This is a genomic window from Flavobacterium sp. FG68, assembly GCF_057808895.1.
The window spans coordinates 1-14095 of record NZ_JBMDIY010000032.1 but is presented as its reverse complement, the minus strand read 5'-3'; the positions used below and the strand labels follow the sequence as shown (position 1 = coordinate 14095).

The 14095-nt window shown below is 32.6% G+C and carries 9 protein-coding genes; 3 read left to right on the top strand and 6 right to left on the bottom strand.

Features of this window, described 5'->3' with window-relative positions:
• Window positions 1-21 precede the first annotated feature (21 nt).
• Entirely contained in the window at window positions 22-2460 is a 2439-nt protein-coding gene (locus ACODSB_RS18455) for a sensor histidine kinase (RefSeq protein WP_488938117.1), read from the bottom strand.
• Between the two features lie 207 nt (window positions 2461-2667).
• Here ACODSB_RS18455 and ACODSB_RS18450 point away from each other — a divergent pair, with 207 nt between their 5' ends.
• Window positions 2668-4641, top strand: coding sequence for a sigma 54-interacting transcriptional regulator (locus ACODSB_RS18450; protein WP_488938116.1), 1974 nt, complete (start codon window positions 2668-2670; stop codon window positions 4639-4641).
• A 165-nt stretch (window positions 4642-4806) separates the two neighbouring features.
• On the opposite strand, the gene ACODSB_RS18445 is transcribed toward ACODSB_RS18450, so the two are convergent.
• Window positions 4807-5592 carry an alpha/beta fold hydrolase gene (locus ACODSB_RS18445; protein WP_488938115.1) on the bottom strand — a complete coding sequence of 262 codons (786 nt, stop codon included), beginning with the start codon at window positions 5590-5592 and terminating at the stop codon, window positions 4807-4809.
• A 353-nt stretch (window positions 5593-5945) separates the two neighbouring features.
• On the opposite strand from ACODSB_RS18445, the gene ACODSB_RS18440 reads away from it, so the two are divergent.
• Window positions 5946-7178 carry a polysaccharide deacetylase family protein gene (locus tag ACODSB_RS18440; protein WP_488938114.1) on the top strand — a complete coding sequence of 411 codons (1233 nt, stop codon included), beginning with the start codon at window positions 5946-5948 and terminating at the stop codon, window positions 7176-7178.
• Window positions 7179-7322: 144 nt separating this feature from the next.
• Here ACODSB_RS18440 and ACODSB_RS18435 read toward each other — a convergent pair whose 3' ends face one another.
• The 4 genes from ACODSB_RS18435 to ACODSB_RS18420 form a co-directional block, all read right to left on the bottom strand.
• A complete protein-coding gene (locus ACODSB_RS18435) occupies window positions 7323-10862 on the bottom strand; it encodes an ABC transporter permease/M1 family aminopeptidase (protein WP_488938113.1) in 3540 nt (1179 codons plus the stop codon).
• 4 nt (window positions 10863-10866) lie between these two features.
• Window positions 10867-11751, bottom strand: coding sequence for an ABC transporter ATP-binding protein (locus tag ACODSB_RS18430; protein WP_488938112.1), 885 nt, complete (start codon window positions 11749-11751; stop codon window positions 10867-10869).
• Window positions 11752-11866: 115 nt separating this feature from the next.
• Window positions 11867-12073, bottom strand: a complete 207-nt coding sequence (locus tag ACODSB_RS18425) for a helix-turn-helix domain-containing protein (RefSeq protein WP_012024053.1) — start codon at window positions 12071-12073, stop codon at window positions 11867-11869.
• A gap of 2 nt (window positions 12074-12075) precedes the next feature.
• Window positions 12076-12591, bottom strand: coding sequence for a DUF2975 domain-containing protein (locus ACODSB_RS18420; RefSeq protein ID WP_488938111.1), 516 nt, complete (start codon window positions 12589-12591; stop codon window positions 12076-12078).
• Between the two features lie 174 nt (window positions 12592-12765).
• Here ACODSB_RS18420 and ACODSB_RS18415 point away from each other — a divergent pair, with 174 nt between their 5' ends.
• Entirely contained in the window at window positions 12766-13782 is a 1017-nt protein-coding gene (locus ACODSB_RS18415) for an LLM class flavin-dependent oxidoreductase (protein ID WP_488938110.1), read from the top strand.
• Window positions 13783-14095 lie beyond the last annotated feature (313 nt).

Sequence of the window (14095 nt, the reverse complement as noted above, 5' to 3'; positions counted from 1 at the left end):
TTTGATGTACAAATGTAGGTTTTAAATCATTTTCCTTTTTTGATTCAGAGGAAATTCTTGTGAAAATTCAATTTTCAAAATGGTTCCGTTATTATTTTCCATTGTCAATTTTCCGTCAAGATCATCCGTTAAACCTTTTATCAGGCTCATTCCAAATGAGTTCGCTTTTGTATTGTTGAGGTTCAAATCAAAACCAATTCCGTTATCAGAAATAGTCAAGAGATATTCATTTTCGGCTATTGTTTCAAGCGTTATATAAATCATTCCCGTTCGATCTTCGGGAAAAGCATATTTGATGGAATTCGTAATCGCTTCATTCAAAATTAATCCAAGCGGAACGGCGTGTGCAACATCTAATTCCAGCGGATCGATTTTTACTTCAAAGCGAATTCTCTGCCCAAGCGAAAAAGAATCTCGTAAATATTCGACCAATTCCTTAATATAATTTGGCATATTGATTGTCGAAATATTCTCGGAATTGTATAATTTCTGATGAATCAAAGACATCGAATGAATCCTGTGCTGGCTGTTTTTTATCGCCGACAATGCCATATCATTTTCTAAATAAGCTGATTGCGAGTTCAACAGACTAATTACAGTTTGCAGATTATTTTTTACACGATGATGAATTTCTTTCAACAGCCATTCTTTCTCATCCAGTAAATGTTTAAGATTAATATTTTTCTGGTTGATTTCTTTCTCTTTGATTTCAAGTTTAGCATGATTTCGTTGTTTTAATCGGTATCGGTTAAATAATAATGCAATTACAAGCAGTAACAATACTAAACTCCATATAGAGACACTATTTAAAAGTTTTGATTTTTGCAATTCGCTTTTTTGCAATTTATCCTGATTATTTAAAAGTTTAATTTTTTGTTCCTTATTAGCCGTTTCATATTGAATTTTAAGTTCGTCAATTTGTTTGTTTTTATCCACTCCATGAGTTGAATCCATTATTTTTTTGTAATCTTTAAAACGTTCCAGAGCACCTTTAAAATTACCATTGATCGAGTCTGTTTTATACAATAAAAGCTGGAGTGCATGCGAATTATATTTGTCATTTGTTTTTAAAAGCGCGGCAGCTTTATCAGAATAAAATTTAGCTTCTTGAGGCTTATTAATTTTGATATAAAAAAGAGCTATTATAATATATTCGTGAACAACTTCTCTAAAAGTTTCCGGGCCATTTAACTGCTGTGCATAATAAGCAGTTTCTTTAAAGTATTTTTCAGCTTTAACAAAATCCTTTATTTCGTCATAAGAATTGGCTTTAACATACGCAACAGACATTTTATCAAAAGTACTTTTAGGAGGATGCTTTTCTGTCATTGAATTGATATAAACAATCGCTTCCTTAGTTTTTCCCTTTAAAGATAAAGCCGCTACAGCGCTGTAAAAACTTTTGTACCAAGTACCGGTATCAATAGTATGCTGGCCTATTTCGATACTCTTTTTATACAATTCTAAGGCTTCTTCGTGATGACCATAATGATTGTATACATCTCCCAAACGCATATAAAAAATGTCACCAAAAGTATAATCCTTTTCGGCATCCATTCGTTTTACACTTTTTAGGGCATAATATAATGCGTTTGGTATATTGTGCATTGCCAGTTCAATATAAACAATTGTAGTTTCTGCAAATTGCTCATGTGTAAAACCAATTTTTCGTAAATCAGCTAAATTTTGATACAATCTTTTTTTAGCTTCATTTACTTTATTTGTCCAAAAATAGATTGTCGTGATTTTGGTGTAATTCTCTATTCTCTTTTCTTCTAAACCTAAAGAAGCATAAAGCGAAACAACTTCTTGCAGTATTTTTTCTTTTTCAGGATCTAAATTGAATAAAAGTGTTCCGTAAGCATCCAGCGCTTCGGCAAGAGTCAGTTTATCATTTCGTTTTCGGCATTCGTCTATAACCTGCAAAAATATTTTTTTGCCTTCCGGCTGATTATTAGCCTGATAATAATATTTACCTAATAACAATAAACTTTGATGCTGTAATCTTTTTATTTTACTTTGATTACTTGCCAAAACTGCTTTGTCAATATAAAGTTTTGCGTTTTTTAAATCCTGCGGTTTTGTTCCCGGTTTAAAAAGATAAAAACTCCCTAATTGGAGTAATAATTTAATTTGGTCTTCACCCTTTGATTTAGCCAAAAGCTTTAGTACAGAAGTGATGTTTCCTTTATCTATGAACTCACTTCCAATTAATTTTGTATCATCACTAAAACCTTCAGTATAACTTAATGAAACAGGCAATTTGTAAGCTTTGCAAGCAACAACTACAGCACTATCAACATCTATTGCACCTTGATTGGCATTAAATAAATAGGTAGAACAGCTTTGTATTAATAATCTCTTTTTAGCAAGATCATATTTAGCTACAGCAGGGGCTATTTGTGCAAATAATGAATTGGTAATTAACAAAATCAAATAGAAAGTAAGAGGTCGTTTCATAATTTGTTAAAAATTAGTTTTTTGGATTGGTTTTAGTAAACAAATATAGAAATAAAGGAGTGTGGTTTTTTTAAAAAATATCAAGAAAATTCACATTAAATATGATTTTTTTAATTTAATTTTTCCAAAACACTGAAATTACTGGCGATATTTAACTAATTTTATGCCAGTGAATTATAAAATTATAATATAAATAATACTACATTTATGGGAACCTTGTCTGATAAAAGCACCCAATCTGACGAAACCGACTTTAAAAAAGAAATATTAATTGTTGAAGATCAATTTATTGAAGCACATGATTTGCAGTTAATACTAGAAAAAGCAAATTATAATGTTATAGGAATTGTGCGTTCTGTCGATCAGGCTTTGGATGTAATTCAGACCCAAAAACCAGATTTGGTATTTTTGGATATTATGCTCAAAGGAGATAAAAACGGAATTTATCTGGCACATATTTTAAAGGAAAAAAATATCGGTTTTATCTTTATTTCGGCAAATTCAAGCAAGAGAATCCTGGATCAGGCCAAAACTACACAGCCATACGGATTTATTGTAAAACCTTTTAGGGAACAAGATATTCTAACAACGCTCGAAATCGCGTTTTACAGACAAAAATACAGTCTCGAATCGCAGTTAATGCAGCAACTGGAATTGAAAAATGAGATTACAGAATTAATCAATTCAAACCTAAAACTAGAAGAAGCTTTATTGGCTTTTGCTAAAATCATTCAAACGTTTATTTGCTTTGATTATTTAGAAGCTGGATTTGTAAATGCAGAACAATATTCGAACCTCGGAATCATCCGAAAAAATATCGATCAGTACCAAATTATAAGCGTACAAAAGTTTTCTCAAATTGCCGATATATCCATAAAAGAGTTAAACGAAACATACATAAAATCTCAAATAGACATAAAACCAGTTATTTACAGTGAAGAATCACTGATTAATAATTTTCAGGCTGCGCCGATAAAAGGAATTATTTCGCATAATTTCGGAATCAAATCGTATTTGGTTTTTCCGCTTTCAATTGCAGTTTCACAGCGTTTTTGTTTTACGTTTTACAGCCGTAATTTTAATGTTTATTCCGATGAAAATCTGAAACTGTTATCCAATCTTGAAAATACATTTTCACAATTTATTTCCCGTTTTTATTCGCCTGCAGCAACAATTTTAGAAACAAAAGAAATTCCGCAGAAAAAAGAAAAAACCGAAAATACAAAATCTGGTTTTGAAGGAATAATTGGCAACAGTTCACAAATGATAACGGTTTTTAATTACATTAAAAAAGTAGCACCATCAGATACTTCCGTTTTAATTTTAGGAGAAAGCGGTACCGGAAAAGAAAAAATTGCCAAAAGCATTCACGATTTATCGCCAAGAAAAGACAAACCATTAATTATTATAAACTGTGGTGCCATTCCTGAAAACCTTGCCGAATCTCTTTTATTCGGACATGAAAAAGGGGCTTTTACAGGAGCTTTAGAAAAACGAATAGGAAAATTTGAATTGGCAAACGGCGGAACAATTTTTCTGGATGAAATAGGAGAGATGCCATTAGAACTTCAGGTAAAATTATTGCGTGTTTTACAAGAACGTGAAATAGAACGTGTTGGCGGACTTATACCAATAAAAATTGATGTCCGCATTATTGCTGCAACCAATAAAAATCTGGAAGAAGAAGTGGCTGCCGGACGTTTTAGAATGGATTTGTATTACCGACTTCATGTTTTTCCAATTCTAGTTCCATCATTAAAAAAACGAAAAGAAGATATTCCCGAATTAGCAGATCATTTTATAAAAATCTACAGCGAAAGAATGAATCGAAAAGTGCCAATGCTTTCTGATAATGCCTTACAGCAAATAACAAATTACGATTGGCCGGGAAATATTAGAGAACTCGAGCATCTTATCCAGCGTACATTATTATTGACAGAAGGAAATACAATTAAAGCAATTGAATTTTCGCCTTCATCAAAAATGCACGCACAGCAAAATACCGATTCTTTTTCAATTAAAACCATTTTAGAAAATGAACGCGATTACATTTTATATATCCTTAAAAAATGTAACGGAAAAATTTCCGGCGCAGGCGGTGCGGCCGAAATTTTAGACATTCATCCTTCAACCTTAAATTCAAAAATCAAGAAATTAGAAATTAAGCGAGAAATAAGTTAATCTACCGTATAAAAACTTAACACATAGAAACATAGTTTTTCTTTATCTATAAAAAGAAAATTAAAAGAAACCAGTTTCTAACACATAGCTATGTTTGTTAGTGCAAGTGAAACGCCTTTTTCAAACCAGTAAAACCTATGTTTCTATGTGTTTAAATTAATTAAGTTAAGTAACCTTTTCAATCCATCTTGTGACACTTTCTGCAACTTCCTGCCATTCGGGATGAAGTATGACAAAATGATTTTTGTTTTTGAAGTCTTTATAACAAGTTATTGAATGTAGATTTCTATGTTTTCTAAAATTCCAATGAACCAATTTTGGTGGAATAATTTGGTCTTCAGAACAAGAAATAAAAAAGAGCGGAACATGTTTTTTTCTGAAATTGATTTTAGCATTTTTTGAAAATAAATTCCACAAAGCTTTTTTAGATTCAGGAATAATGAATTTGTCATATTCTGCTTTTTGTTCTTGAATTGATGCAATATTGAAGAATATATTTTTCCAGTTTTCGAATGATAAAATGAAAGTTTTTTTAGAAGAAAAAATGTCGCACGAAAAACCCAAAATAATTTTATAAAAGGAAATTTTTAAAGATGTAAAGCCTTTGGGCGGAAAGGAATTGATACAAATTCCAGCTTCCGCTAAATTTTTCTGAACCAGCAATTGTACTAAAAGTCCGCCATAAGAATGTCCCACTAAAATAGGTTTCTCCGGAAGTTTTTCAATAATTTCGGTATAATAGCACAAAAGATCAAACAAACTGATAGATCCAGTTTTTACACACGGATTTAGTTTTCTTAAATTTTCAGCCGAATCATTTTTATGCAGCCAGGGCGGAGCTACAACTTTGTATCCTTTATTTTCAAAAAAAGCGATCCATTCTTCCCAATAAAAATGGCTCACAAAAGCTCCCGAAATAAACACAATTGTTTTTGTATTAGATAGATACATAGCAGGATTTTTAGTTGTATTTTAAAATACAATCTACATGCCCTTTTGCGAAGTGTTGATTATAGAGGATTTGCTGCTATTTTGAATTATAGAGAACTATTATATTTCGTTAAATATGTTTAATCTGTTGAAATATCATTCTTTTTGAATCCTTAAGTGTTACTAAAATTAGACGCTGATTTTACGGATTCACTTCGTGAAGACGCGGATAAAAACGGATTTTTTTAAGATCAGCGTTAATCCGCGTCTTCACGAAGTGAATCCGTTTTATCCGCGTTCAATTATTACACTCAACAATTATCAATTTATTTTAAAGTATATGTATCTTTAGAATCTCTAATTCTAACTTTAAAATGAAAATACCACATTCCCGAATAAAATCCTTTTTATTCACTTTCGTTCTCCTAATTAATTCGATTTCTTTTTGTTTTGCAAATGATTTTAATACCAAAATAGATTCTTCAAAAGCTAAAACCATTTCCTTTAAAATCAAATTAAAATCAGATGTTAAAGTCACAATAAAACCAGCTCCTTTAAAATTCAATAAACATTTTGCTTACAGTTTTACGCTTGACGATGGCTATAGATCTGCTTATTTAACGGCTTTTCCATTATTGAATGGAGGAAAAATTAGCAGTCCGGATAAAAACGAATGGAAAATCGATCAGGGCGGAGACGGAACAATTTCAAAAGGTCTTTTTTATTCAGACGGATTCGGGAATAAAATTCCGTTTAAATTGGCTTTGGCAGTAAATGGCGGCGCAATTCGTGATTTACCGGCAAATCGCGGACATCTTTCGTGGTCGGAAATTAAAGAAATGTACAATGCGGGCTGGGATATTTTGAATCACAGTTTTCATCATGCCACTAAACACGGAACAAATTATAAAACAGAAGTAACCGAAAACACCACTTCAATAAAACAAAATCTGGATTTTACTATGTCTCATTTTGTGGTTCCGGGCGGAGAAGGTGATGAGAAATATTATTTGGAATATGAAAAAGAGGCACTTAATAACGGACATTTTTCTGTAGCATCTTATTATGGTGTTGGACCCGTTTTTAATGTCGATTCAAAAGTAAATCTAGATAAAATGATTACGGCCAGAACTTTTGTGCAGAGTTCAAAAGATACAATCGGTTTTAAAACGATGGATCGTTATTTAAAAACTATAGATTCAATTGTAAAACAACCTAATACAATTTGGTTTAACGAATTTACCCACGGAACAGGAAACTCAAATCTGTGGAATCTAAGCATGCGTTTTCCTGATTTTAAATACTATATGACAACGCTTGCCAATAAATACGGCGTAAAAGGAAACGATTCAATCTGGATGGCGCCGTGGCAGGAAGTTTACGAATACATTTGGTTAAGAGACAGAATCAAAGTCGATTACAAACAAAAAAATAAAGAAATAGAAGTTAAAATTGAACTGCCTGAAATTCCAGAAACTTTTAGAAATAAAGATATTTCTTTAGCAATCGATACTTCTTCAAAATTTGAAATCGAATCAAATAAAGATTTAAAAATTAAAGACGATGGAAAAACAACTCACAAGCAGATTTTAATTCAGCTGAAGTAAAAGTTTTTTGCCACAGATTAAAAAGATTATTTGGATTATTTACTTTGAGGATAAACTTTAGCGTAAGCAAAAAATCATTTTAATCCTTTTAATCTGTGGCAAAAAAATAATTAGTGAAAATTCGTGGAATTCGTGGCAAAAAGACTAATCAATTTCCTTCTCGTTGTCCTTTATAAAAGTATCAATGTTCATTAAATACGGATCAATAACAATGCGTTGAGGTTTTGTTTTGAGTTTAACTTTGCCTTCAATTTTATTGTTTTTGATAGCGAAAGGGAAACGAAACAATTTTCCGTTTTCATCATAAATACCAATATCTATAGTGGCATCGTTTACAATTTGTTTTCGTTCTCCACTTGCATTTTCCTTATACTTTTTAGAATCAGCTTTAAAAGAAACTTCATAAAAACCAGTTTTCTTAATACTTGAAACCGATTCTATTTTGGAAGAATACGTAATAATCTGCTTAAACATTTCATCTAATTTTAAATACAGCTCTTTATCCGTAAGAGCATAAATCTCTTTTAATAAAGCTTCAGAATCAGGAAACGGATTTGGATATTTATAATGATTCAGAAAATTTTTCAAAGCCAGATTTACTTTTTCTTCACCAATTAAAATCCGAAGCTGATGCATTACCAGCATTCCTTTATCATAAGGTAAATGCGGTGTATCGTAATTCGTTTTATACAAAGGTGTTTCAGGATCATAACTTCGGCTGCTCAAATATAAATCCAGATGAATTTTTAAAGTTTCGAGCGCTTTTTCCAAACCATGCTCTTTTTCATAAAGCATAAGTTCTGTGTATTGCGCCAAAGTTTCGGTTAAAATCCAGCTTCCTTCTTTTTGTTCCGGACTTATTTGTGAATTTCCCCACCATTCATGCGACAATTCATGAGCCGTTAATTGATTAATTACATCTTCCTTATCCTTATTGTTGAGGTTGCTGTAAAATCCGAAATTCTCTTTCATAAAAACCGTAGACGGATAAGAAGTCGCAGCAAATCCATCGGCGAAAGCAGCAACTTCGGCATAGCGAATTGTTTTATACGGATATTTACCAAAATTGTTCTGGCAGTAATCTAAAGTGTTTTTTACATCCTGAATTAGTTTTTTGATGTTTCTGGAATGTCTTTTATCATAAAAAACTTCAATAGAAATACCTTTATAATTGGCTTTTTGAATTTCATATTCGGCAGAAGAAAAAGCAAATCGAAACGGAATCTTACCGTTAGATTTATAATGAAAATAATTACGGTTGTCTTTTTTCCAATTCCCAATTAAATCTCCAACACCAATCGCCGTTTGATTTTCAGAAGTCGAAACCACAGCATCATAATCAATAAAATCATATTTAATTTCCGATTTGTCTTCCAGTTTTTTAAGAGGCGTCTGCGGTTTCAAATGCCTTTTTGTTCGCTCTTTTTTACTGCTGATTTCATTTGATTCCTGATAACCAAAAAGCGGAAAGTAACGGCTTATTCGCATAAACGAACCATTTTCGATTATAGAATTAAAGGCAGTATGTCCTTTAAATGGTGACCACGACGACTCAAAAGAAAAACTCATTTTCATTTTCTGTTGAGGTAACAAAGGTTTTTCCAATCGATACCAATAATGATGAAATGCCGAAACATCATCGAGATTTTTAGAATTCGGAATTTCAACAGAAGTCAGTTTTGAATTTCGATCTATATATAGGAGTAAACTATCAATTGATTTTTCAGAATTATTGATCAATTCATAAACGCCTTTTACTTTATAACGATTTTCATCAGGAAATAAATCAACTTTACTTTCTACAGAAACAATTGTGGGCTGCGCAAGATTGGTATATTTTTTAAATTGAGTTTCATATTGCTCGCTCCAGTTATTCTGATTGTCTTCGGTCAAATATGGATATTCGATATTCGTTTTATAAAAAAGATAACTTCCAAAACCAATAAAAAGAATAATTCCCAAGAAGAAAGTTACTTTTTGAATGCCATTAAATGAATTTCTTCTAAAAGCTTTTACAATTGAAGCGTTTCTTTTCCACAAAATTCCAGTCAAAGTAAGAAGCAGTAAAGCCAATCCGAAATTGTACAACATCGAAATATGAAACGGGAAAGTGTATTTTCCGAAACCATTCAAATCAAAATACTCTCTTTTAAAAGCATCTCCAAATCGAAGTAAAGGATGCGAAATTCCCAATTGTTCTCCAATTCCCGTACAAAACAAAATACAGACAAAAGCAGCAACCGAAAGTCCGATGTATTTATTTTTAATAAAAGTCTGAATCGCAATTACTAGAATTGAAATCAGCAACAACGGAAATCCTAAATAATAAAACAAAGAAAGATAAAGACCAGTTTCAATTGGAGCATTGGCATTCGCAATCTGAAAGGCACATCCAATCAAAATACTAATGCTGATTATGATTAGTGGGATAATAAAAAGTGCCGTTAGTTTTGATAGTAAAACTATAAATTGAGAATGCGGTGCTGTATTTTCCAGCATTTCAAATCTCGAATTTTCGCTTCGGTTTAATAATTCACTGCTGTAAAAAAGCAGAATTAAAATCAGAATAAAAGGAAGGCGATCCATTATGGTGGAAATCATCAAAGCAGTATCTGTAATTTTTTCCGCTAATCTTATTCCGCCGTCAATTTCATCCGAAATTTCGATTGCCAATAATCCTGAAAATAAAAGAACAATCAATAAAAAAGGAATTCCTTTTAGAACTAAAAAAATATCCAGTTTGATATTGCTTTTAAAAACAGCAAAATTATGCCTGAAAGTTTTGAACTCGATGCTTTTTGGAATTTCCGAAGAAAAGACTTTTGCTTGTTTTGAAATAACTTTAGGCATTTTTACCTTTTTGGATTTCGTTTTTCGGAAAGAAAACAAGCGATAGGAAATAAAAAGCAAAAACAGTGAAACCAAAATCCACAATAATCGGTTGAATAAAAAGTTACCCGAAAGCGAAACCAGTTCGGTATTTTTTTCAATTGAAGTCCAATATCTCGTTTGTTCTAAAAACGCTGCCAAACCAAACGGATCTATTTTTGCTGCCAAAGACATAGCTTTCGCCGAAGATGGAGAAGCATTTGCAAATATCGGCGAATTCGAAAAAATCGAACCCGCGATATATAAGATATAAATTAATAAACCGCCAACATAAATAAAAAGTTTACTTCTCGTAAGCCAGGCCAAAGCCGTCAATATAGAAAGACACAGGAAAATATTCGGAATCACAATTACAAAATACGGCCAGAGATAATTTATAATTTCAAAAGGACCAATTTCGCTTTTAGAAAGCCACGACATTTGATGTCCAATGATCATTCCCGCGATAAACATACCAAAAGAAACTACGGCGATTATAAACGCAGTAATAAATTTTGGAGCCAAATATTGAAACTTAGAAATAGGAGAGGAGAAAATAATCGAATCGAATTTCGTTTCATATTCCTTTAAAAAACGCTGCGCAGCCTGAAGCGTAATCGAAAAAATCGTCATTAACGAAATCAGGCCAATCGCATAAGTAAGCACATACGGACTATTTTTATAAGCACCCGAAAAAGAGAAATTGGCAAAAGCACTCACAAAAAATCCTAAAACCAAATAAATGATAAACGTGGCATAAAAAGTCCAGCTTCTGGTATTGTTATGCCATTCAAATTGAATTAATTTAGAAAGCATAACACTATTTTTTAAGTTGATTTTGAGCTAAAACACTAAAATAAACATCGCTTAAATCTGGCGATATCAATTCGAAATCGGAATCTGGCCGTTCATCTGAGAAAACATGAATATTGATTTTCCCTGAATTTAAGTTGGACGAAATGATATTAAAGTTCGATTGATGGTCTTTCAGTTCTGTTTTATCAATCGCCTTCATCCAGATTTTATCTTTCAAAGAATCGATGGCTTCGTTTGGTTTTCCTTCCAAAATCAATTTTCCATTAGAGATAATCACCATTTTTGGACATAAATCGCGAACGTCTTCCACAATATGCGTCGATAGAACCACAATAATGCTTTCGCCAATTTCACTCAACAAATTATTAAATCGGTTTCTTTCCTCCGGATCAAGTCCTGCAGTAGGTTCATCCACAATAATTATCTTCGGATTTCCAAGTAAAGCCTGAGCAATTCCAAAGCGCTGACGCATGCCGCCGGAAAAAGAATGAACCGCTTTGTCTTTGTATTGCAATAAATTCGTCTGCTGTAATAAATACAAGATTTGATCGTGACGTTCCTTTTTATTGACGATTCCTTTTAAAACCGCCAGATGATCGAGCAGACGATAAGCAGAAATTTTAGGATAAACGCCAAATTCCTGTGGCAGATAACCCAGATTTTGTCTGATGAACATTGGATTTTCCAGAATATTGATTCCGTTAAATTCAATACTTCCCGAAGTGGGTTCCTGCAAAGCCGCAATAGTTCGCATCAAAGTCGATTTTCCTGCGCCGTTTGGGCCAAGTAAACCAAACATTCCGTTTGTAATTTCAAGCGATAAATTGTCAATCGCTTTTGTGCCTTTCTCATACGTTTTGCTGAGATTTTGGATTGATAAACTGTTCATTTTTTGATTGATTTTGATGATTGAATTAAATTATGATTTGAAAAAATTAGGCAATAGATTACCTCTCGGCTTCAAAAACCGATTTATTAAGAGTGAAATAAAATTTAAAAGAAAGCTATTCTGCCACGTATTCTAAAATATCGCCAGGCTGGCAATCCAATATTTTACAAATAGCTTCGAGAGTATCAAACCGAATTCCTTTTGCTTTTCCAGTTTTTAGAATCGATAAATTGGCAGGCGTAATATCTAGTTTTTCTGCCAACTCTTTACTCTGCATCTTACGTTTAGCAAGCATTACATCAACATTTACAATTATTGGCATAGTTATATAAATAAGTCTTGTTCGTTCTGAAGGTTTAAACCTTGTTTAAAAATGGCCGCTAAAAAGTAAGCAAAAACACCAAGCATTCCGTGCAATAGAATAAAAAGCGAAACTTCATTATCCAGCGGAACAAAAAAGAAAGCCACAAATATTACAATACCTGGAATTAATAAATTGGATAAATAGAAACGCCTTAAATGAGAAATTCCATTTACAGTAAATAATTTAGGTTGAAAAAACACTTTAAAAACATTACTGCTCAATAAAAAGAAAAGGCCGTACAAACTCAACGGAGCCAAAAAATCAAAAAGAATATACGGCAGATTGTAATCGCCAATCATTAAAGGATGAGAAGTAAAAGGATAACAAACCTGAAAATACTTTCCGTTGTCTTTAAATGTCAGAAACAATCCTGTAATTAATGTAAAAACAGAATATCCGGCCAAAAAGAAATAAACCACAGACAAAAATCGGGTAAAGTAAAATAATATTCTGGATACAATATGAGTTGTCTTCATATATAGAAAAGTTAGATTGATATTGCAAATGTATAATTAATTATCGTAAAACAATAATTAATTGTTAAAAATTATATCTTTGAAGCGTTTCAGAAATATTATAAATCTATTAACATTAGAAAACAAAAGGCATCCGTATAAATGAGTTAATTTTGTCGACTAGCATTTTTTTATATGAAAAACCCAATTTCAGTCTCATTATTAGACCTCGCTATCATCACTCAGGATAGCAATGCCACAGAAACATTTCAAAAAACAAAAGACATAGCGCAATTAGCAGATACTTTAGGATACAAGCGATTTTGGCTTGCAGAACATCACAATATGGCACACGTTGCAAGTACAGCAACAGTGGTTTTAATTGGTTATGTGGCAAGTCAGACCAAAAATATCCGAGTAGGTTCTGGCGGTATCATGTTGCCGAATCATTCTCCTTTAGTAGTTGCAGAACAATTTGGAACACTCGAAACACTTTATCCAAACCGAATCGATTTAGGTTTAGGAAGAGCACCCGGAACAGATCAGCCAACTGCGGAAGCAATTCGAAAAGACTTTTTCGAGCAGGCACAGCGTTTCCCGCAAAACGTAAGTAAGCTTCAAGAGTATTTTTCAAGCGAAAATGCGACAGGAAAAGTTCGAGCATTCCCAGCTGAAGGACTAAAAGTTCCAATCTGGATTTTAGGATCAAGCATGGACAGTGCAGCTTTGGCCGCAGCCTACGGATTGCCTTATGCTTTTGCCGGACACTTTGCGCCAAAACTGATGATTCAGGCGTTTGAATTTTACCGCGAAAATTTCCAGCCTTCAGAATATTTAGATAAACCGAAAACAATGGCTTGTCTGAATATAATTGCAGCAGATACCAATGAAGAAGCAGAATTATTGTCTACAAGTTTGTATCAAATGTTTCTGAACTTAATTAGAAACGATCGTAAAGGATTACAGCCGCCAGTTCCGTCACTAGATGATATCATGAACGAAGCAGAACGTTTCCATGTTAATCAAATGACAGCTGGAACTTTCACAGGAAACAAAGAACAATTAGTAACCGATTTGAAAAAGTTTATCGACTACGCAAGAATCGATGAACTAATGGTAACAAGTCCAATCTTCGATCATCAGGCAAAACTAAAAAGCATTCAAATCACAAAAGAAGCAATTGATAGCCTAAATGAAAGTATACTTATATAAGTATACTATATATAAGAGTAGTTTCATTCTCATAACCCGACAGGTTTAAAAAACCTGTCGGGTTTGTTGTTTATATATATAAGTACAAAATTATAACTACGTCCCAATTTTCCGTAGAGACGCACAGCAGTGCGTCTACGTCACGTATAAAAAAAATCTAATTAACCCATACCTAATATATAGAAAGTGTCAGGCTGAGCGAAGTCGAAGCCCTTTTGAGTTTGGAATTTGGAATTTAAAAAATTTGGAATTTACTTTTAATAAGGAGCTTAATCCCGCTATCCGTTCCAATCTTTTATTTTGAACCCCAAAA

Excerpts from the sequence above, each read along its gene's own strand:
- ACODSB_RS18455 (WP_488938117.1), bottom strand. The coding sequence starts at position 2,460 with ATGAAACGACCTCTTACTTTCTATTTGATTTTGTTAATTACCAATTCA.
- ACODSB_RS18450 (WP_488938116.1), top strand. The coding sequence starts at position 2,668 with ATGGGAACCTTGTCTGATAAAAGCACCCAATCTGACGAAACCGACTTT.
- ACODSB_RS18445 (WP_488938115.1), bottom strand. The coding sequence starts at position 5,592 with ATGTATCTATCTAATACAAAAACAATTGTGTTTATTTCGGGAGCTTTT.
- ACODSB_RS18440 (WP_488938114.1), top strand. The coding sequence starts at position 5,946 with ATGAAAATACCACATTCCCGAATAAAATCCTTTTTATTCACTTTCGTT.
- ACODSB_RS18435 (WP_488938113.1), bottom strand. The coding sequence starts at position 10,862 with ATGCTTTCTAAATTAATTCAATTTGAATGGCATAACAATACCAGAAGC.
- ACODSB_RS18430 (WP_488938112.1), bottom strand. The coding sequence starts at position 11,751 with ATGAACAGTTTATCAATCCAAAATCTCAGCAAAACGTATGAGAAAGGC.
- ACODSB_RS18425 (WP_012024053.1), bottom strand. The coding sequence starts at position 12,073 with ATGCCAATAATTGTAAATGTTGATGTAATGCTTGCTAAACGTAAGATG.
- ACODSB_RS18420 (WP_488938111.1), bottom strand. The coding sequence starts at position 12,591 with ATGAAGACAACTCATATTGTATCCAGAATATTATTTTACTTTACCCGA.
- ACODSB_RS18415 (WP_488938110.1), top strand. The coding sequence starts at position 12,766 with ATGAAAAACCCAATTTCAGTCTCATTATTAGACCTCGCTATCATCACT.